The organism is Phaeobacter sp. CAU 1743, assembly GCF_039839315.1.
Classification (GTDB): Bacteria; Pseudomonadota; Alphaproteobacteria; order Rhodobacterales; family Rhodobacteraceae; genus Phycobacter; species Phycobacter gallaeciensis_A.
In genome coordinates, this window is sequence record NZ_JBDOQR010000018.1 from 54,928 (window position 1) to 74,915 (window position 19,988).

The 19,988-nt window shown below is 60.7% G+C and carries 12 protein-coding genes; 8 read left to right on the plus strand and 4 right to left on the minus strand.

Annotated elements, in window-relative coordinates; all coding sequences use genetic code 11:
- Positions 1-254: 254 nt before the first annotated feature.
- Positions 255-3,767, plus strand: a complete 3,513-nt coding sequence (gene dnaE / locus AAFO90_RS09390) for a DNA polymerase III subunit alpha (RefSeq protein WP_347509248.1) — start codon at positions 255-257, stop codon at positions 3,765-3,767.
- A 142-nt stretch (positions 3,768-3,909) separates the two neighbouring features.
- Positions 3,910-5,508: an EAL domain-containing protein gene (locus tag AAFO90_RS09395; RefSeq protein ID WP_347509249.1), complete on the plus strand. Its 1,599-nt coding sequence runs from the start codon at positions 3,910-3,912 to the stop codon at positions 5,506-5,508.
- Positions 5,509-5,603: 95 nt separating this feature from the next.
- Here AAFO90_RS09395 and AAFO90_RS09400 read toward each other — a convergent pair whose 3' ends face one another.
- Entirely contained in the window at positions 5,604-5,798 is a 195-nt protein-coding gene (locus AAFO90_RS09400) for a SlyX family protein (protein ID WP_065271085.1), read from the minus strand.
- A gap of 133 nt (positions 5,799-5,931) precedes the next feature.
- On the opposite strand from AAFO90_RS09400, the gene AAFO90_RS09405 reads away from it, so the two are divergent.
- From AAFO90_RS09405 to hisG, 4 genes are all read left to right on the plus strand, one after another.
- A complete protein-coding gene (locus tag AAFO90_RS09405; protein ID WP_347509250.1) occupies positions 5,932-6,735 on the plus strand; it encodes a crotonase/enoyl-CoA hydratase family protein in 804 nt (267 codons plus the stop codon).
- Between the two features lie 140 nt (positions 6,736-6,875).
- On the plus strand, positions 6,876-8,363 hold the full coding sequence (gene hisS, locus AAFO90_RS09410; protein WP_347509251.1) for a histidine--tRNA ligase: 1,488 nt from the start codon (positions 6,876-6,878) through the stop codon (positions 8,361-8,363).
- Between the two features lie 4 nt (positions 8,364-8,367).
- Complete coding sequence (locus AAFO90_RS09415; protein ID WP_347509252.1) at positions 8,368-9,456, plus strand: ATP phosphoribosyltransferase regulatory subunit; 1,089 nt, start codon at positions 8,368-8,370, stop codon at positions 9,454-9,456.
- Entirely contained in the window at positions 9,453-10,142 is a 690-nt protein-coding gene (gene hisG, locus AAFO90_RS09420; protein ID WP_274836264.1) for an ATP phosphoribosyltransferase, read from the plus strand. Before AAFO90_RS09415 ends, hisG begins: the two co-directional genes overlap by 4 nt.
- 60 nt (positions 10,143-10,202) lie before the next feature.
- Here the strand turns inward: hisG and AAFO90_RS09425 are convergent, their stop codons facing one another.
- Positions 10,203-10,634, minus strand: a complete 432-nt coding sequence (locus AAFO90_RS09425; RefSeq protein ID WP_065271080.1) for a DUF1489 domain-containing protein — start codon at positions 10,632-10,634, stop codon at positions 10,203-10,205.
- Positions 10,635-10,984: 350 nt separating this feature from the next.
- Between AAFO90_RS09425 and AAFO90_RS09430 the strand changes: the two genes are divergently transcribed.
- Positions 10,985-13,279, plus strand: coding sequence for an adenosylcobalamin-dependent ribonucleoside-diphosphate reductase (locus AAFO90_RS09430; protein ID WP_347509253.1), 2,295 nt, complete (start codon positions 10,985-10,987; stop codon positions 13,277-13,279).
- 95 nt (positions 13,280-13,374) lie between these two features.
- Here the strand turns inward: AAFO90_RS09430 and AAFO90_RS09435 are convergent, their stop codons facing one another.
- Together AAFO90_RS09435 and AAFO90_RS09440 are read right to left on the minus strand one after the other, a co-directional pair.
- Positions 13,375-15,819 carry a DUF4238 domain-containing protein gene (locus tag AAFO90_RS09435; protein WP_347509254.1) on the minus strand — a complete coding sequence of 815 codons (2,445 nt, stop codon included), beginning with the start codon at positions 15,817-15,819 and terminating at the stop codon, positions 13,375-13,377.
- 201 nt (positions 15,820-16,020) lie between these two features.
- The gene (locus tag AAFO90_RS09440; RefSeq protein WP_347509255.1) at positions 16,021-17,868 is read right to left on the minus strand and encodes a TniQ family protein; all 1,848 of its coding nucleotides are present in this window, start codon (positions 17,866-17,868) and stop codon (positions 16,021-16,023) included.
- A 327-nt stretch (positions 17,869-18,195) separates the two neighbouring features.
- Here AAFO90_RS09440 and AAFO90_RS09445 point away from each other — a divergent pair, with 327 nt between their 5' ends.
- Positions 18,196-19,905, plus strand: coding sequence for a DEAD/DEAH box helicase (locus AAFO90_RS09445; RefSeq protein ID WP_347509256.1), 1,710 nt, complete (start codon positions 18,196-18,198; stop codon positions 19,903-19,905).
- Positions 19,906-19,988: the final 83 nt, after the last annotated feature.

Below are 19,988 nucleotides of genomic sequence, written 5' to 3' on the forward strand. Positions count from 1 at the left end.
CTACGGGCGGCAAAAGCTTTTGGCCGTGAAATCGTCCGGTCGAATGATTTCCATTTGTTATTAGTACGGTAGCGGGAATGTTAGTGCGCTGGCTTGCCGCGCCTGTTGAAAACACTTTCAAAAAGAGGCGAAGAATACAGCCCATTATTCAGGCGAAAAGACAGAATCTGCGGTGACAGGCGGCAGCGCGTAAACTGCCGCGCGCGGCACGAATGCGCTTTTCTCCTGCGCGTGGGATCGGATAGCTTGCAGCCATGACCAACGCTCCCCGATTCATTCACCTGCGCACCCACACCGAATACTCGTTGCTGGAGGGGGCGCTGCGGCTGAAGAAGCTGCCGGATCTGTGCAAGGCAAATGATATGCCTGCCATCGCGGTGACGGATACCAACGCGATGTTTTCCGCGTTGGAATTCTCGGTCACCCTGTCCGGCGCCGGGATCCAGCCCATCATCGGCTGTCAGGTGGATCTGACGTTCGAGAAGACCGAACCGGGAGAGCGCCCCAAGGCGCCGGCCCCCATCGTTTTGCTGGCCCAGAACGAGGAGGGGTACGAGCATCTGATGAAGCTGTCCTCCTGTCTTTACGTGGACAAGGGTGGGCAGCTGCCGCAGGTCACGCTGGAGGATCTGGAGGTCAATTCGGCGGGTCTGATCTGTCTGTCCGGCGGGCCGGACGGGCCGGTGGGACAGCTTTTGCAGCAGGGACAGCGCCCGGCGGCCGAAGCGCTGATGCAGCGGTTGAAGGCGATCTACCCGGATCGGCTGTATGTAGAATTGCAGCGCCATCCGGGCGAGGACGGGCAGCCCGATGCGGAAAAGCTGACCGAACGCGGCCATGTGGAAATGGCCTATGCGATGGAACTGCCGCTGGTCGCCACCAATGACGTCTATTTCCCCAAGACCGAGATGTATGAGGCGCATGATGCCATGATCTGCATCGCGGAAGGCGCCTATGTGGACCAGTCCGAGCCGCGCCGCCGCCTGACCGCACAGCATTATTTCAAAAGCCAGCAGGAGATGGTGACGCTGTTTGCCGATCTGCCCGAGGCGGTCGAGAACACGGTGGAAATCGCCAAACGCTGCGCTTTCATGGCCTATCGGCGCGACCCGATCCTACCGAAATTTGCCGATGACGAGGTGCAGGAACTCAGGCGACAAGCGAACGAGGGCCTGCAGAACCGGCTTGCGGTGATCCCGCATGCGGTCAGCGTGGAAGAATACCAGAAACGGCTGGATTTCGAGTTGGACATCATCGAGGGCATGGGCTTTCCCGGCTACTTCCTGATCGTTGCGGACTTCATCAAATGGTCCAAGGACAACAATATCCCTGTCGGGCCTGGCCGTGGCTCGGGTGCGGGCTCGTTGGTGGCCTATGCGCTGACCATCACCGACCTTGACCCGCTGCGCTATAGCCTGCTGTTCGAGCGCTTTTTGAACCCGGAACGGGTTTCTATGCCCGACTTCGACATCGACTTTTGTATGGACCGGCGTGAAGAGACGATCCGCTACGTGCAGCAGAAATATGGTCGCGACAAAGTAGGCCAGATCATCACCTTCGGTGCGCTCCTGTCCAAGGCGGCGGTACGCGATATCGGGCGCGTCTTGCAGATGCCCTATGGCCAGGTGGACCGCCTGTCCAAGATGATCCCGGTGGAAGGGGTGAAACCTGTCTCCATCGAAAAGGCCTTGCAGGACGAACCTCGCTTGAAGGAAGAAGCCCGCAATGAGCCTGTGGTGGACCGGCTTCTGACATACGGTCAACAGGTCGAAGGTCTGCTCAGGAATGCCTCGACTCACGCGGCGGGGGTGGTGATTGGCGATCGGCCACTGGATGCGCTGGTGCCGCTTTATCAGGATCCGCGGTCGGACATGCCCGCGACCCAGTTCAACATGAAATGGGTGGAGCAGGCCGGTCTGGTGAAATTCGACTTTCTGGGCCTGAAGACGCTGACCGTAATTCAAAACGCGGTGGATCTTATCAACCAGTCCGGGCGCAATCTGCACATCGCAGCCGATGGCACCCAGCTTTATGAGCCGCCCGAAGGCGCGGTGAACGAGATCAACGCCATCCCGCTGGATGACGAGGCCTCTTACAAGCTTTATTCCTCGGCCAAGACGGTTGCCGTGTTCCAGGTGGAATCCACCGGCATGATGGATGCGCTGAAGCGCATGAAGCCGAACTGCATCGAGGATATCGTTGCGCTGGTGGCGCTGTATCGTCCTGGTCCGATGGAGAATATTCCAACCTATTGCGAGGTGAAGAACGGCCAGCGCAAGATCACCTCGGTACATCCGCTGATCGACCATATCCTTGAGGAAACCCAAGGCATCATCGTCTATCAGGAACAGGTGATGCAGATCGCCCAGGTCATGGCGGGCTATTCGCTTGGCGGCGCGGACCTCTTGCGCCGTGCCATGGGTAAGAAGATCAAGGAGGCGATGGACGCCGAGCGCCCGAAATTCGAGAAGGGCGCGGCGGAAAATGGCGTCGACAAGAAGAAAGCCTCGGAGGTTTTCGACCTTCTGGAGAAATTCGCCAACTACGGTTTCAACAAATCGCACGCGGCGGCCTATGCGGTGGTTTCCTACCAGACGGCTTGGCTGAAGGCGAACCACCCGGTCGAGTTCATGGCCGGGGTGATGAACTGCGATATCCACCTGACGGACAAGCTGGCGATCTATTTCGAAGAGGTCCGCAAGGGGCTGAGCCTGCCCTATGTGCCGCCTTGCGTGAACCGTTCCGAAGCAACATTCAACGTCGTGAACGGCGAACTGGTCTATGCGCTGGGCGCGCTAAAAAACGTCGGTTTGGATGTGATGCGGCTGGTGACAGCGGCGCGGCGCGAGGATGGCACGGAACGGCCCTTTGTCAGTATTTTCGACTTTGCCCGCCGGGTGAACCTCAAGAAGGTCGGTAAGCGGCCGCTGGAGATGCTGGTGCGGGCCGGGGCCTTTGATCAGCTCGACAGCAACCGCCGCCGCTTGTTCGAAAGCCTCGAGGGGCTGGTGAACTATTCGGCCGCGATCCACGAACAGAAGAATTCCAATCAGGTATCGCTCTTTGGCGAAGCGGGGGACGACCTGCCGGAACCGCGGCTTGCGGGCACCCCGGACTGGCTGCCTGCCGAACGGCTGGGTGAAGAATTCAAGGCGATTGGTTTCTACCTGTCGGGCCACCCGCTGGACGACTATATGCCTGCCCTGAAACGCAAGGATGTGATGACCCTGGATGAGGTCACGGCCAAGGCCGAGCGCGGCCCCTTCATGGCCAAGATGGCCGGGGTTGTCGCCGGGCGGCAGGAGCGCAAATCGGCGCGCGGCAACCGGTTTGCCTTTGCCCAGCTCAGCGATACCAGCGGCGCCTATGAGGTGACGCTGTTCTCCGAAGTTCTGGAAAAATCGCGGGAGTTCCTTGAGACCGGTGCCAAGGTGGTGATCACCGCCGAGGCGACCATGGAAAGCGATCAGCTGAAACTGTTGGTGCGCTCGGTCGGGCCAGTCGATGCGGCCATTGCCGATGCCGGGAAAAGCTCGCTCAGGGTCTATGTGAGTGATGCCAGCGCCATCGGCACCGTGGCCCGCGTGCTGGAGGATGCAAAATCCGCCGCCCGCAACGCCAGCCGGGGCGAGGTGCTGATGTATCTGCAGGATCCCGGTCTTCCGGGCGATGTGGAAATGGATCTAGGGCAGATTTTTCCGATCAACCCGCAGATCAAGGGCGCGCTGAAGTCGCTGGAAGGTGTTTTGGACGTCGAGGAAATCTAACCCCAGACCCGGCGGGAAACCACCGCGCCGGGATGTGGGGAGGGAACCGTTAAAGCTTTAGATAAACGTCTTCTTCTTGCTGAACGTGTTTTTAGGATAACTGGCATAGTCAAAGGGAAACCTTTTGCACTAGGGCTGCTTCGTGTCATCGTTTTTTGCCAGATTGAAAGACTACTGGGTCTACCTGCTGATCTGTGCAGGGACGATGGTAACCTTTGTGATCAGCGTTGAAATCGATGCATTCGATACCTTCTACGAGTACAGTCGCGCGCATGAGGACTGGGAGCTGGACGAGATCGCCATTCTGGTGCTCAACCTGGCCTTCGGGTCGTTTGTTGCGCTGATCGTAAGGTCCCGCCAGTTGGCCCGCGTTGCAGGGGAACGGGACCGGGCCGAGAAAGAGGCGCAGCAGTTCGCGTGGCATGATCCCCTGACGGGCCTGCCGAACCGGCGTGCGTTCGTCGATCACCTGGCTACGCTCGACAGCGCAGACGGGGCATCGGGCGGGGTTGTGCTGATGCTGGATCTTGATCGGTTCAAGGCGGTCAATGACATCCACGGACATGCCTATGGCGATCTGGTCCTGATGGAGTGTGCAGCGCGGCTGCGGGCAGAACTCACTGCGGATGATCTTGTTGCGCGTCTGGGCGGAGATGAATTTGCAATCGCGCTGGATCCAGAGACCACCGCGACGCGCGCTGAAAGCGTCGCCCGACGTTTGCTGACTGCGATCTCACAGCCGATTCTGGTGGATGGTATCCGGCTGTCCGTCGGCACCAGTGTCGGACTGGCCTTGCTGACACCCCGGCATAAGGCGTCAGACGCCCTGCAATACGCGGATCAGGCGCTCTATTCGGCCAAGAAAGGCGGCCGTGGGCAATTTGCCTGGTTCGACGCAGAGTTGGAACAGGAGGCCCGGGAGCGGCGCGCATTGGAGCTGGATCTGAAAGAGGCCGTAGCGAATGACGAAATCGCACCCTTTTTTCAGCCCGTCTTTGACATTGCCACCGACAGGCTGCGCGGCTTTGAGGTGCTTGCGCGCTGGACCCACGCCACCCGCGGCGTGGTGCCGCCCGATCTGTTCATTGAAATCGCCGAGGATGTCGGGCTGATTGCCCCGCTGGGCTGGAGCGTCCTGCGCCAGGCCTGCCTTGTGGCGCGCAGCTGGGATCCGCGGGTGCGGCTGGCGGTGAATGTATCGCCGACCCAGTTCCGCGACGGTCATCTGGTCGAGCGGATGAAAGAGGTGTTCGAGGAAACGGGCTTTGATCCCCGTCGGTTGGAAATCGAGCTGACGGAAACCGCAATCATGTCGGATTTTGCCATGGCGCAATCCACCCTAAGACAGCTGCATGCACTGGGCGTCACAGTGGCGCTGGATGATTTCGGGGCGGGGTTCTCGTCGCTGTCAAACCTGCGGCAATTACCGTTCGATAGTATCAAGATCGATGGCAGCTTCATTTCCGACATCAAGGATCGGCCCGAAAACCAGCGAATCGTATCGGGGATCCTGGCCCTGGCGCATGGGCTGGATCTGGAGGTGACGGCGGAAGGAGTGGAAACCGATGCGGATTTCGACTTCTTGCAGTCGGTGAAATGCGAAATGGGGCAAGGGTATCATTTCGCCCGCCCCATGTCGGGGGAAGACGTGGCTTGGATGCTGGAAACAAAGTGGTCATCGCTGCGGCGCATGCGCTCCAACTCTGATCCGGAGCAGGACCGGTTCTCCAAGGCAGGTTAGCGCCGCGTGCCTGAAACGCCGCAGCGGCGGGGCGGAAACGGGTGACCGTGGCCGGGGAAGGGGCTTTCCAGCCTTGCCTGCAATCCTATAGCAGCTCAGTAATGCGGCGGCCGCTCATCTCCGAAAATCACCCCGCCGGTACCTTCCTGTGATCGGGTTGCCTCGCGTTCGAACAGCATCTGAACCCGGTGGGTTAGGCGATCCAGTTCGGTTTGCTGACGGGCGATCACATCGCTCAGCTCGTCAACGGTGCGGGTAAGATGCGCGATCTGTTCTTCCAGGTGCTGCATGATGTGTCTCCTTGGCTGCGCAACGTCATACGCGCGCCGGGCTTGCCGGTCCATGGGGGAAACGCCAACCTGCTAACACGGTGGGCCGACGGGAGACGGCCGACAGGCACAGGATCGACAGGGGGGATGCGCCATGACAATCAGCAGTGAAACACAGGATGGGGTCACCACCATCTCCATCTGCCGCCCCGAGGTGCGCAATGCGGTGGATCCGGATACGGCCCGCGCGCTGTTCGAGGCGTTTCTGGCGTTTGACGCAGATCCGGGCGCTCGGGTTGCTGTGCTGACCGGGCAGGGCGGCTATTTTTGCGCGGGGTTTGATCTGAAGTCCGCTGGATCGGGCGCTGCGGATGCCTGGATCGCCGGGCTGGATATTCCTGAAGGGTGGTCTGATCCCATGGCCGATCCGCTGCCCGGACCGATGGGACCCTCGCGGCTGATGCTGCGCAAACCGGTGATCGCCGCCATCGAAGGCCCTGCCGTCGCCGGGGGGGTGGAACTTGCCGCCTGGTGCGATCTGCGCGTGATGGCTGACGACGCGACCGCAGGTGTATTCTGCCGCCGCTGGGGGGTGCCGCTGATCGATGGCGGCACGGTGCGCCTGCCCCGCATTCTGGGGCAGGGACGCGCAAATGATCTGATCCTGACCGGACGCCCGGTGCAGGCATCGGAAGCCCTGTCGGTGGGGCTGGCAAGTCGGGTCTGCGCCCCAGGGGCTGCGTTGGAGGAGGCTCAGGCGCTGGCGGCCGATCTGGTGCGCTATCCGCAGGCCTGCATGTTGGCCGATCATCTCTCCGCCCGCATGGCGCCAGCGGAACTGGCGGCGGCACTGAAACGCGAATGGCAATCGCGCGCAAGCTTCGTGGCCGAAGGGCGCGACGGCGCGGCGCGCTTTGCCGCAGGCAAGGGGCGTGGCGGAGACTTTGCCAATATCTGACAGGCTGTCGTACTCAATCGCAGCTGAGGCGCAAAGGCCGCGACATTGCCTTCGCGCGTATCGTTACCTTGCCGTTGTTACATGCATCGGCTAGACCCCGCGGCACGTATCAGACCAACGACACCCGTGAGGAGGCCACAATGGCCAAAGTCAAGAAACAACCCCGCCCCAAGGCCATCACGCCCAAGGGTTTCCGCGATTATTTCGGCGCCGAGGTCACCCAGCGCACCGAGATGCTGCATGCGATCGCCGGGGTTTACCATCGATACGGGTTTGATGCGCTGGAATCCTCGGCCGTGGAAACGGTGGAGGCGCTGGGCAAGTTCCTGCCGGATGTGGACCGCCCGAACGAGGGTGTCTTTGCCTGGCAGGAAACCGACGAGAGCGGCCAGGGCGACTGGATGGCGCTGCGCTATGATCTGACGGCGCCGCTGGCGCGGGTCTATGCCCAGCACCGCAACGATCTGCCCACCCCCTATCGCCGCTACGCGATGGGGCCGGTCTGGCGCAACGAAAAACCGGGACCGGGCCGCTATCGCCAGTTCTACCAATGCGATGCCGATACCGTTGGCACCGCTTCGATGGCAGCGGACGCCGAAATCTGCGCCATGCTGTCCGACACGCTCGAAACCGTCGGCATTCCGCGTGGCGACTATCTGGTGCGGGTCAACAACCGCAAGGTTCTGAACGGAGTGCTTGAGGCCATGGGCCTTGAGGAAGGCGCTGCCTCCCGCGATGACGTGCTGCGCACCATCGACAAGTTCGACAAGGTCGGCGAAGAGGGCGTGCACCAGTTGCTGACCAAGGGACGGCTTGATGCCTCCGGTGCCTATATCGACGGTGTCGGCCTCAGCGAGGAACAGGCTGCGCCGGTTCTGACCTTCCTGACCTCCAAGGCTGCCGACACCGCTGGAACGCTGGAAAACCTGCGCGCTGCCGTGGGCGACAGCAAGATCGGCGCCGAAGGCATTGCCGAGCTGGAGCAGATTGGCGCGTTGCTGGCGGCGGGTGGCTATGGCCCCGACCGGATCGAGATCGACCCCTCGGTGGTGCGCGGTCTTGGCTATTATACCGGTCCGGTGTTCGAGGCCGAGCTGACCTTTGAAATCCTTGATGAAAAAGGGCGCAAGCGGCAGTTCGGCTCGGTTGCGGGCGGTGGACGCTATGACGGGCTGGTGAAACGGTTCACCGGGCAGGAAGTGCCGGCCGTTGGGGTCTCTATCGGTGTCGACCGTCTGCTGGCAGCGCTGCGCGAAAAGGGACGTCTTGCGACCCAGCCGACCGGGCCCGTGGTGGTCACCGTGATGGACCGCGACCGCATGGCCGATTATCAGGCGATGGTAACCGAACTGCGCAACGCAGGCATCCGGGCCGAGGTCTATCTGGGCAATCCCAAGAATTTCGGCAACCAGCTGAAATACGCGGACAAACGCCATTCCCCCGTCGCCGTGATCGAAGGCGGCGACGAAAAGGAAAACGGTGTGGTGCAGATCAAGGACCTGATCCTTGGGGCAAAGATTGCCGAAAACGCCACGCTGGAAGAATGGAAAGAACGGCCCAGCCAGTTCGAAGTGCCGCGCACGGATCTTGTCGCGAAGGTGCGCGAGATCCTCGAAAGTCAGGGATAGTCCGATGCCCACACGTTCAGACATATTGGCCCGCGCCGCACGGTTGCGGATGAATTTCGAGGCGGCCGGTGCCCAGGCAGTCGAGCCGCCGCTGTTGCAGCCTGCGGAAACGCTGCTGGATCTTTACGGCGAGGACATCCGTGCCCGCGCCTATATCACCTCGGATGCGCTGCGCGGCGAACAGATGCTGCGCCCCGATTTCACCGTGCCCGTCGTGCAGATGCATATGCGCCAAGGCGCCGATCCGGCCCGCTATACCTACTCGGGCGAGGTGTTTCGCCGTCAGGAACATGACCCGGACCGCGCCAATGAATATGTGCAGGTCGGCTATGAGGTCTTTGACCGCGCCGATCCCGCCGGGGCGGATGCTGAGGTTTTTGCCCTGATCGCCCTGCAGCTCCGGGGCCTGCCGCTGCGCGCCGCGACTGGCGATATCGGCATTCTGATGGCTGCGGTAGAGGGGCTGAACACCACCGACAAGCGTAAATCCGCGTTAATGCGGCATATCTGGCGGCCGCGCCGGTTCCGCAGCCTGCTGGAACGCTATGCCGGGCGGGGCACCGTGCCGGAAAGCCGTAAGAAGCTCTTGTCGACCGAAGGTTCCTTGAGCGGATCCGCCCCGGCGATTGGCAAACGCCGCGCCGCCGAGGTTGACGCGCGGGTTGAACTGCTGCGCGCCGATGCCGCCATGCCGCCGATTTCCGAGCATGAGCTGTTGGCGTTGGAGGCGTTGATGGCCGTGCGCGAAACCATCCCATATGCCATCGAGCAGATGCGCGATATCGCGGTGGATCTGCCGCAAATCCTGCCCGCGCTGGATCGGCTGGAGGCGCGCAGCGCCGCGATGAAGGCGCGTGGTATCGATGTCGACAGTCTCGATTTCGAAGCCTCCTACGGGCGCACCTCGATGGAATATTACGACGGCTTCGTCTTTGGTTTTTATGCCGAAACCAAACCCGGACTGCCGCCGGTCGCCAGTGGCGGACGCTATGATGCGCTGACCCGGCAGTTGGGGCAGGGAGATGAAATCCCGGCGGTGGGCGGGGTACTGCGCCCCGATCTGATGCTGATGCTCGAGGAGGTGCAGTCATGAGCCTGAAGCTTGGCGTGCCGTCCAAGGGGCGGCTAATGGAAAAGACCTTTGACTGGTTTGCGAAACGGGGCGTGACCCTGTCGCGCACCGGGTCCGAGCGTGAATATGCCGGGGCCATCGAAGGCGTGCCGGGGATGGAGCTGGTGCTGCTGTCCGCCGGAGAGATCCCGCGCGAACTGGCGGCGGGGCGGATTCACCTTGGGGTGACGGGCACCGATCTGGTGCAGGAAAAACTGCCCCGCTGGGAACAGCAGGTCGAAGAGCTGGAACCACTGGGGTTCGGGTTTGCCGATCTGGTGCTGGCGGTGCCGCAGTTCTGGATCGACGTGGATACGCTTGATGATCTGGACGCGGTTGCGGCGGCGTTTCGCCAGGCCCATGGGCACCGGCTGCGGATTGCCACGAAATACCACCGGCTGGTGCGTGAATTCCTGACCGAGGCCGGTGTAGCCGATTACCAGCTGGTCGACAGCCAGGGTGCCACCGAAGGCACGGTGAAGAACGAGACCGCTGAAATGGTCGCCGATATCACCTCGACCGGAGAAACCCTGAGGGCCAACCACCTGAAGCTGCTGAGCGATGGTTTGGTGCTGAAGTCCCAGGCCACTCTGTGGCGCAGCCGCGAGGCAAAATACAGCGCCGATGAAAAGGCCGCGCTGAATACCCTGTTGGACATGATTGGATAAACTCTCACGTCGGCCTGCGGCTCCCGCATTTGCGGGGGCCGGGTTCCGCGGCAGGGCGCGTTACAGGACGCCGATCTCCGCCAGCGCTTGCGACAATTCGGCGGGCAGGGGCTGTTCCTCTTCGCGCCCCTCGGGCAGGTCTGCGGGGCTGTCCTCGGGCTTCAGATAGCGCCAGCCCTGAAAGGGACGTTTGGGCGCGGTGTTGGTGCGATGCAGGTCGCGGTCCAGCACGATAGCGCAGCGGCGAATTCCGTCCTCGCCGGTGACTTCATCCAGTCGCAGAATGCGCTGGCGGCATTGGATCAGTCCCTTGATCACCCAGAAGATCGAGCCGCCATTCAGCAGCTCGGCCTCGCGTTTCGGCCACATGCGGGTCACGTGGCGGGGCAGGCCTTCGGGCAGCGTCTGGCGGTACTGCTCCTGCCAAGCCTGAAGGGTTTCCACACTTTCGGTTCCGACCGAGAGTTTGACCAGATTGATGTGTTTTTCCAAGGTCGTCCCCCAAGTGCCCAGTCATAGTGTCCGGGTTCGTTATCCTAGGCCTTTTGCCGCGCACGGCAAGCGACTGCAAATCGCTTTTGCGTGGGAGACACCTGCGCTTCTGTCGTGTGCAGGTTCGGGCGAGGCGTTCGTAAACTCTCCCACAGTTATCCACAGGCTGCCCACAGGTTTCTCCCCGCAGGCAACAGCATCTAGTGTTTCGTTTGGGGTTGGGTGTCAATATGTGGTGGGGTCAAGGGTAAAAATCTATGTCGAGATCGTAAATTTGCGTTGAGGCTTCTCTAAACCGTGTAGTATCGAGAGCGCCACGCCGTAACGACCAGCCACGAGGGATTCGCTGTATGAGCCGCTTTGCCGCCCCCATTGCCGAGCAGATCTGGGACATGAAATACCGCTTTAAACAGGCGGATGGGACCCCGATTGACGTCACTGTCGAAGACAGCTGGCGCCGGATTGCGCGCGATCTGGCTCGGGCCGAGGACAAACCCGATGTCTGGGAGGAAAAGTTCTTCGAGGCGCTGGAAGATTTCAAATACCTGCCCGCAGGCCGCATCACCGCAGGGGCGGGGACTGCGCGTCAGGTGACCCTGTTCAACTGTTTTGTCATGGGCACCGTGCCCGACAGCATGGCGGGTATCTTCGACATGCTGAAAGAAGCAGCCCTGACCATGCAGCAGGGCGGCGGCATCGGCTATGACTTCTCGACCATCCGCCCGCGCGGCGCCGACGTAAAAGGCGTGGCGGCAGATGCATCCGGTCCCTTGTCCTTCATGGATGTCTGGGACGCCATGTGCCGCACCATCATGTCCGCAGGCTCGCGCCGCGGCGCCATGATGGCGACCATGCGCTGCGATCACCCGGATATCGAACAGTTCATCACCGCCAAATCCGACCCGGCGCGGCTGCGTATGTTCAACATGTCCGTGCTGGTCACCGATGACTTCATGGATGCGGTCAAGGCAGACGGCTCCTGGGATCTGGTCTTTGGCGACAAGGTCTACCACACGGTCGAGGCACGTGATCTGTGGAATAAGATCATGCAGGCGACCTATGACTATGCCGAACCGGGCGTGATCTTCATCGACCGGATCAACAAGGCCAACAACCTCTCCTATGTCGAGGAAATCTGCGCCACGAATCCCTGCGGTGAGCAGCCCCTGCCGCCCTATGGGGCCTGCCTTCTGGGCTCCGTCAACATGGCGCGGCTGGTGTCGAACCCGTTTGAAGCCAATGCCGAGCTGAATCTTGATGCGATGCAGGAGCTGGTCGCCACCGCGGTGCGGATGATGGACAACGTCGTCGACGTCTCCAAATTCCCGCTGGACGCGCAGGCTGCCGAAGCCCAGAACAAGCGCCGGATCGGCCTTGGTGTCACCGGGCTGGCCGATGCGCTGCTGATGCTGGGCCTGCGCTATGGCTCGGACGAGGCGGCGCGTCAGACCGACGAGTGGCTGCACCAGATCGCCCGCGCCGCCTATCTGGCCTCGGTGGATCTGGCCAAGGAAAAAGGCGCCTTCCCGCTGTTCGATGCGGAGAAATATCTGGCCTCGGGCAACATGATGAACATGGACGAGGACGTGCGCGAGGCGATCCGCGAACATGGCATCCGCAACGCGCTTCTGACCTCGATTGCGCCCACCGGCACCATCAGCCTTTACGCGGGTAATGTCTCTTCGGGGATCGAGCCGGTCTTTGCCTATGCCTATACCCGCAAGGTGCTGCAAAAGGACGGCTCGCGCACCGAAGAGGAAGTGGTGGACTATGCGGTCAAGATGTACCGCGACAAGTTCGGCGCCGATGCGGAACTGCCCGACTATTTCGTCAACGCCCAGACCCTGGCGCCTGCGGATCACGTCAAGATGCAGGCAGCGGCGCAGAAGTGGATCGACAGTTCCATTTCCAAGACCATCAACTGCCCGGAAGATATCTCGTTCGATGACTTCAAGGATGTCTACATGCAGGCCTGGGACCAGGGCTGCAAGGGCTGCACCACCTACCGCCCCAATGATGTCACAGGATCGGTCCTGTCGGTCAGCGAAAGCGCCGATACCGCGCCGGGGGAAACCGCGGATGCACCGCACGAAAGCGACACGGAGAACGGCGCAGAAGTGGTCTATATGTCCGAACCTCTGGACCGTCCGCAAAGCCTGGAAGGCCATACCTACAAGCTGAAATGGCCCGACAGTGAGCACGCGATTTACCTGACCATCAACGACATCATCATTGGCGGCCACCGCCGCCCGTTCGAGGTCTTCATCAACTCCAAGAACATGGAGCATTACGCCTGGACGCTGGCGCTGACGCGGATGATCTCGGCCGTGTTCCGCCGTGGTGGCAACGTGTCCTTCGTGGTGGAAGAGCTGAAAGCCGTCTTCGATCCACGTGGCGGGGCATGGGTGCAGGGCAAATACATCCCATCGATCCTTGCCGCCATCGGCGGGGTGATCGAAACCCATATGGTTGCCACGGGCTTTCTCGAAGGCGAGGGCATGGGGCTGAAGTCGGACCCCAAGGCCGAGGTGGTGAGTCTCAACACGCCGCGTGGCAAGGCCTGCCCCAGCTGCGGTCAGTTCGAGATGCAGATGGTCGAGGGCTGCATGACCTGCCGCAGCTGCGGCCATTCCAAGTGCGGCTGAGCGTGGGGTAACCAAAACCGAGAAAAACCATAACCGTGCGCAGGCGAAACCATAAGCCTGCGCAAAGGGTGTCAAGGAGTTTTTTCAGGATCGGCTTAATCATCCCAACGCTCGATCAAAGTCGCCATCGGAACCGACTGGAGGTGGTGTTCTGAGTTGGACATCAGCAAGAGGCGATTTATCGTGTTGCTCTGGAAACCTCCGAATACAAACGCGGTCGTCAAGCGCGCGGTTAAGGCGGGCAGTTTGGCGCGGGTGATCAACGATTTCGTCGCTTCCCGCTGTCGCCGAAAGCGCCCAGCAAGGTGTGCTTCGAAGTTCGGCTTCACTTGGTCTGCTGAACGAGCAGCCGTATAGGTGAAGGCCGCACGGAAAAGAGACTCCATCCCGCGGAAAGAAGGATCGTCGACGAAGTTGAGAATAGCTTGATGACCTGCCGGAATCTCGACCGGAGTTGACGATATCTCTCGCTGCAACTCGATCAGGGCCGGGACGCTTCTCAGGCGCCAGTCTGCGAGCGTAGCTTGGAGCTCCTTCCAGCGGAGAGGACTGTCGGTCAGTATCTGCGCGCCCGTGGCCTGGGCTAAATACATCGCCATCTCGAAGTTAGGGGCCAGCTTCATGACTTCGAACTGGCCGCCATCCGAAAGCGGATCCTCCTGAAGGATGGCCAGCATATCATCGACCTTCAATCGCTCGATTAGGTTGACGAGGGTATTCGCCTCGATTTCCGCGTCATCACCACCCAGCTCCAACATGTGCTTAACCAAGGCGTCCTTCGGCAAGTTCAGCATCATGCGGCGCATGTCTTCCTGCATCACGGCCTCGAGCCTCGGGTCGTCGGAGGCACTGAACTTGATCGACCGGGAACGCGCCCGAGCCATAGTCATCATCTGATCGCGAAGGTGAAAATCGAAATCGCATGGATCCGGGATCAAGGTGATCAGGCCCGCCTCAACGAGCGGCATAAGCTGCAAGAAGGTCATAAGGGATTTGAGGGCCTCGCCTCGATACTGACGAGGGTTCTCAGTAGGCCGTTTGTCCTCTTTCAGGGCTCGAGAAATCAGAAATGGATTTTGGATAATAATTTCACCAAAATAAAGCGGCGCCCCGAGCGCGAACTCTATGATCAATTTGGGGTGTAGAGAACCTGTATAGAGCGAGCGCATCTTGCCGTCTGGCTTCGGCAGCAGCGCAAGCAGGTCGGTTTCGAGCGGCCACAGGGCATCGTAGAGGTGATACATCTCCGCGATCTTGTCGTCGTTCATCTCACGGCGGATTGTGTCCCAGTCCTTCGTCCCCAATTCGAAGAGCTTACTCAGGGCGTCCATAAACATCAGATTGCGCTCGCGGATACTCCTCTCCGTCCAAGACATGCGCAGGTGCGTCGGCTTGTCACGACAGCAATTCCCGAACGACTGACCGGATCCACATGGACAGTACTCGCGTGGCCGAGGCCGGGTCTTTGGCTGCTCCTTAAGCAGCCATTTCCTCGGCTTCTCGGTTCGCCCGAACTCGTCGTAGTAGCGTACGTCGCCGTTCTCGAAGCTCACAAAAATCTCTCCGCCGAACCGGTAGAGGCCGTCAGGAGGTGGCAGGAAAGTGGTACGCAGTTCGGACCACGACTTAGACACCACCTCCTCGGGGTAAAGATCCTCCCGACGGCGTCCAGCAACATAGCGGTTCGCCCGAGCTTTGATCACGAAGTTCACCTCGGCGACCTCTTCGTCTGTGAGATACCGCGTCCTAATGAATTCGTTCGTAGACACCATCGTGGACTGGTAGTTTCGTGCGAATGTTCGCTTCGCATCGGGGCGCGTCCCCGGATCCTTCGCGTATTCGAGGTTAGTCAAGATGAGGAGGTGATCTGGTCCCAGCGGGAAGAGCGTTTGGGACCCCTTGAGAGTGATCGATGGATCTTGTGGATACCGGTTACGGTCATCGGTGGGTGGAATGGCATGGTTATAGACCGTAACGGGGTGGTCGCTCAGGATGAACTTAACGCCGGCCCGCTCCGCCGAGACGATCTCTCGAACTCCGGTGGTCCAGATCGTAACGTTGAGCATGCGGATACCTTGCATCTCGACCATCAACTGGTTCTGGGCGACAGCTGGCCGCGTTTCGCTGAGCCTACCAATCTCAGGATATTTCTGGCGTAGCCATGCGAGACCTTTGGGTGTCCGGATTTTCTGGATGTCTAGAAATTCGAATAAATCTTCGAAATGGTGATGCCAAGAACTCCGGTCATCTCCACAGAATACCCGGACCGCGTCGGCACCTCGTCTGTCGATATCGCCGAAAAATCTTCTTTCGATTTCATCGTTGATGTCGACTCCGAAGAATGTCGAGTAGAGGTCCTGCTCAAAAAATGCGCGTGAAGTGGGTGACTGGAAAAGGCTGCGACCTGGGACAACGGTTCCGTCGCGACGTTTGAAGGTAGATGGGTTCAGGTCGAGGAGAACATATGTGTTTTTCCCGGAGGCGAAGAACCTCTCCTGATACCATTGCGGGACATAATGGTTCTTCCTGGTAACCGACATGGGTGCTCGCTGTGTCCGATACGGATATGAAATCATGCTGATCTGTTGTTCAGGTGATCGTCAATAACCCCGACTAAAGTGGGAAGTAGCTTGGCGAATGTCAGGAACCGAGGCGCGAGACCGCCTTTGAGCTGTCGCGCGTAAAGATGGGATTTGCAACTCGCGCGAATAAATCTGCCCGCATCACCATAAGCGCCTCAATCATCCGTTGGGCAGTGGAACGCCTAAGCAACGTTCCACCAAAGCGCGTATGAAGACACGTCCATAATCTCGGTCGCCTAACTTAAACGGTACGATCCCGCGCTGATCCAGTTCCACCCGCAGGCTCTGCCAGCTCCTTCGATAGGCGTTCGCCATCGTGCGGGGCGTGAAAAACTTCGCGTGAAACGCCTCCGCGTCAGCGGGCGTGATGTAGAACTGATCGGCCTTCGTCCGGGGGTTGACCGCCCGGGTCGCCGGCGTGTGCCCGTCTAGGATCAGTCGGCGCAGGCCGATCGGCGGACCGGAACCTACAGATTTCGCGAAGGTCTCGATGCTATGCCCCGGGGGCGCGTCACTTCCAAGCAGCCGGGCGACTTCGTCGTGATCGACGAAGACAGCTGCGTAACCGGTCCGGCCCTCAAGGTTTCCGACCCGGTGTAGTCGGCCTTCCATGATCGCTCGGATGATGACGCCGGGGCCGATCTTGAGCCGCTGTGCGGATTTCGAGATGTGTTCCCAGCTGTGCTGGGGCTGACGGAGCTGAACAGCGCCCCGCAACAGTCCAGTCAGAAACTCGGCACCGGTCCGGGGATCCCATACGGACTTCGTCTCCGATGTCTCGAGCGCCGGAACCAGAACCCCGTCTGCGACCAGTAGGTCGAACTGGGACCGGGTCGCGCCGAGGATGTCCCGGAATTCCTTGGCGGGAACAAGAACTGTCAGGTCGCCCAGGATGGGCGCCGCCTCTGCAGCGTCGAACACCGCCCAGGAGTCTGGCAGATCACAGTCCTCGGTCAGTAAACCTGCGGCGACCAGAAGCTTCCGAAGCCTCCGAGGATCGACGCCAGTTTCCTGGGCAGCCGTCGTGACGGAGTGCAAACGTCGCTCGTGAACCGGTTCCCCCATGAGTTCATCACCCGGGCCCAGCGGCCAGCCCGCTGCCATATGATCCCGAAGAATGCGCCGGAAATCGGCATAGTCCGGGTCGTCTGCGTAATCATGCGACAGCCGGTCATAGAGGGCCGGGTATATCTTCTTCGGGCCGTCCTGTGGGGTTTCGACCAGATTTTGAAGGCGAAGGAGCGCGCGGTGGATAGCCTCCTCACCCCCCTGCGCCACTTCAAACCCCTGGTCGTAAAGGGCGTGTCGCGAATCCTCGGCGATATGATCCAGCCTCAGCCCGTCCAGCCGCAGGAGGGAGATCCCCAGAAGTCGGCAGAACACCGACGCGGCATGAAGCGGGTGGCCGGAAAGCCAATCCGAACCCGGACCATGAGCGAGCCGGTCGTCCAGCCAGTCCTGGAAACTGGTGGGAAGCTCTTGATGGCGATCGAGGTCCTTGTCGATGATCGCTGGGGCGATGGAGACGAGATGTCGAACGTGATCGTATCGCTCCGTGGCATGGGTATCGCGATACAGCGGAACCAGTGGGTGGTCATGCAGTCGACATATGGCGACGTGGGGTACAGACCAGTGTCCCCGGATCCCCATAGATTGAGCCGGGTGCAGTGGGCTAACGGTCGCGTCTTCCCGCAAACATACAGGGCATCCCCGCGCCTCAGGATTTCTTATGGTCTTCCCGCTAAAGATGTGACCGCGGAACGAAATTTGGCGACCTCCGAGAGAGACCGGCGACCAGTCTGCCAGATTGGTCGCCGAAACGCCCCCGAGACCTGCTACCGTTCGAATGGCGGCAGGGTCACCATCCACAACCGACCGGAACGACATGCCGAAGTCCCGGCAGAACGCAGCCGCCGACAGCCCGTTCCGGGCGGCGAGCCGCGATGTGTAGGACGTCGCGGTCTCACGCCACAGGAGCGGAACGGTCAATGGTAGCATCTGTGTCATCAGGATCGTACCGGTTTATCCTTTTTCGGGGGGTATCCCGCGCCGTGTTGTTAAGCCGCCTGCTAAAGATCGGGTCGGTGCCTGCGCGCCGTTACAGACCGCCTCGAGAGATTTTCAGCATTGCGAAGGATCTTCAATGCTGATCGCAGCGTAAGCGCCTAATCGTCTTGAGTTATTGAGGAAAATCCCTTTGAATGACACAACCTTTCGGTGGTTGAATGCTGTCCGGGTCGATCTTGCTCCGGACATGGGGGCCTGCTCGGGTTGAAATCTGATCATCGAGAAGAATTACAAGGCGCAGCCTATCGAAAATTAACAGGAACGAGAATGATCTCAGCATACCCCACCCCCGGCGCCGTCATCAGTTTACGTTCGGCGACGTGGAAGGTTCTGAGCACCTCGATCCTCAAGCGCGGTTTCAGGGAGGTTCACTGCCGCGGCCTCAACGGCCTGGTGCGCGACAAGGAAGCTCGGTTCGTCTGGGATCTGGAAAAGGGCGCGCGGGTCCTCGACCCGGCGGCGGTGCGTCTGGTGCCGGACGCGTCCTCCGGTCTCATCGACACGAAACTCCATCTCGAGGCCGCGTTCCGGAACACCCCGACCACCACGCGGACGCCGCTGACCCTCGGCCGGGCCGCGATCGATGACCTGCCGTTTCAACACCTGCCGGTGGAGCGGGCTCTCGCGCAGGACCGGGTCCGGCTGCTGATCGCGGACGACGTCGGCCTTGGGAAAACCCTCGAAGCGGGCCTGATCACGTCGGAGCTGGCGCTTCGGGGCCGGGCGGATCGGATTCTCGTTGTCACGACACGGGCGATGCTCACCCAGTTCCAGAAGGAATTCTGGACCCGGTTCTCGATCCCACTGTCACGGCTGGACAGCGCTGCGATCCGGCGCATGCGGAACCGGATCCCCGCCCATTACAATGTGTTTGATCAGTTTGACCGGTCCATCGTGTCGATCGACACTCTGAAGCGGGACGCCCAGATCCGGGATGCGATCAAGCATTCGTACTGGGACCTGATCATCATCGACGAAGCGCATAACGCGGCAGCCCGGAAAGCCGCAGCGGGGTCGAACTCTCAGCGGGCCGAGCTGGCGCAGCTTCTGTCCCGGCGGACCGACTCTCTCCTCCTGTTGACCGCGACCCCGCACGACGGGTCTCAGGAGAGTTTCGCGAGCCTGATCGAAATGCTGGATCCGACGCGCGTTCCGGACCCGACACGGTTGCACCGATCGGATATCGAAGATCTGGTTATCAGGCGGTTCCGGTCTGACAAAAATGTCGCTGCCGATATCGGGCAGCAGGTCCCGAAGCGGCAACTGATCCGCAGAAACTTCCCGCTTAGCCCCGAAGAGGAAATCGCCTATCAGTCGATCGCCGAGCTGCATCTGGATCTCGATGAACAATCGACCCGGGGTCGCGCCATCGATCTGTTCCGAACCACGCTGGCAAAGGCGATCTTCTCAAGCCCGGCGGCCTGCCTTGAAACGCTCGAGCGGCGCATCCGCGGTATCGAGAACGGAACCGCCCGGGGCACCGAAGAAGATCGGCTCCGGCTCCGGGACCTCGCAGATCAGGTGGCGGCGATCGATACAGGGGCCTTCCGGAAGTATCAGGACCTTCTCAAAATGCTGAGGGATCTGCGCTGGACTGGAAAGGCCCCGCGAGACCGGATCGTTATCTTCTCTGAACGCATCGCCACCGTGTCCTGGCTCGCAGAGCGCCTTCAGGCGGACCTGGATCTGGCCGAGGGTCAGGTAGCGCGCGTGGATGGGGGAAGCGTCGAAGCGGATGTCCGGACCCAGGAAGTGATTGACGCCTTTGGGCAGGAAAAGTCCCCGATCCGGATCCTGATCGCCTCCGACATGGCGTCCGAGGGGCTTAACCTGCACTTCCAGTGCCATCGCCTCATCCATTTCGACCTGCCGTGGTCGCTCCTGCGGTTCCAGCAGCGTAATGGCCGGATCGATCGATATGGTCAGGATCGCCCGCGGTCGTGTCTCGGAGTTGGTGGAAATTTGAAGGCGGCGTAATCTCCGGGTGAACATCCACCCACCCAACCGGCGGCAGCAACCGCCAGGGAGATCACGCCATGACCAAGAATACCTATACTTCC

Bases quoted from the DNA above. Each gene is read 5' to 3' on its own strand.
- dnaE (WP_347509248.1), top strand. From the start codon at position 255: ATGACCAACGCTCCCCGATTCATTCACCTGCGCACCCACACCGAATAC.
- AAFO90_RS09400 (WP_065271085.1), bottom strand. From the start codon at position 5,798: ATGCAGCACCTGGAAGAACAGATCGCGCATCTTACCCGCACCGTTGAC.
- AAFO90_RS09405 (WP_347509250.1), top strand. From the start codon at position 5,932: ATGACAATCAGCAGTGAAACACAGGATGGGGTCACCACCATCTCCATC.
- hisS (WP_347509251.1), top strand. From the start codon at position 6,876: ATGGCCAAAGTCAAGAAACAACCCCGCCCCAAGGCCATCACGCCCAAG.
- AAFO90_RS09415 (WP_347509252.1), top strand. From the start codon at position 8,368: ATGCCCACACGTTCAGACATATTGGCCCGCGCCGCACGGTTGCGGATG.
- hisG (WP_274836264.1), top strand. From the start codon at position 9,453: ATGAGCCTGAAGCTTGGCGTGCCGTCCAAGGGGCGGCTAATGGAAAAG.
- AAFO90_RS09430 (WP_347509253.1), top strand. From the start codon at position 10,985: ATGAGCCGCTTTGCCGCCCCCATTGCCGAGCAGATCTGGGACATGAAA.
- AAFO90_RS09435 (WP_347509254.1), bottom strand. From the start codon at position 15,819: ATGTCGGTTACCAGGAAGAACCATTATGTCCCGCAATGGTATCAGGAG.
- AAFO90_RS09440 (WP_347509255.1), bottom strand. From the start codon at position 17,868: ATGACACAGATGCTACCATTGACCGTTCCGCTCCTGTGGCGTGAGACC.
- AAFO90_RS09445 (WP_347509256.1), top strand. From the start codon at position 18,196: ATGATCTCAGCATACCCCACCCCCGGCGCCGTCATCAGTTTACGTTCG.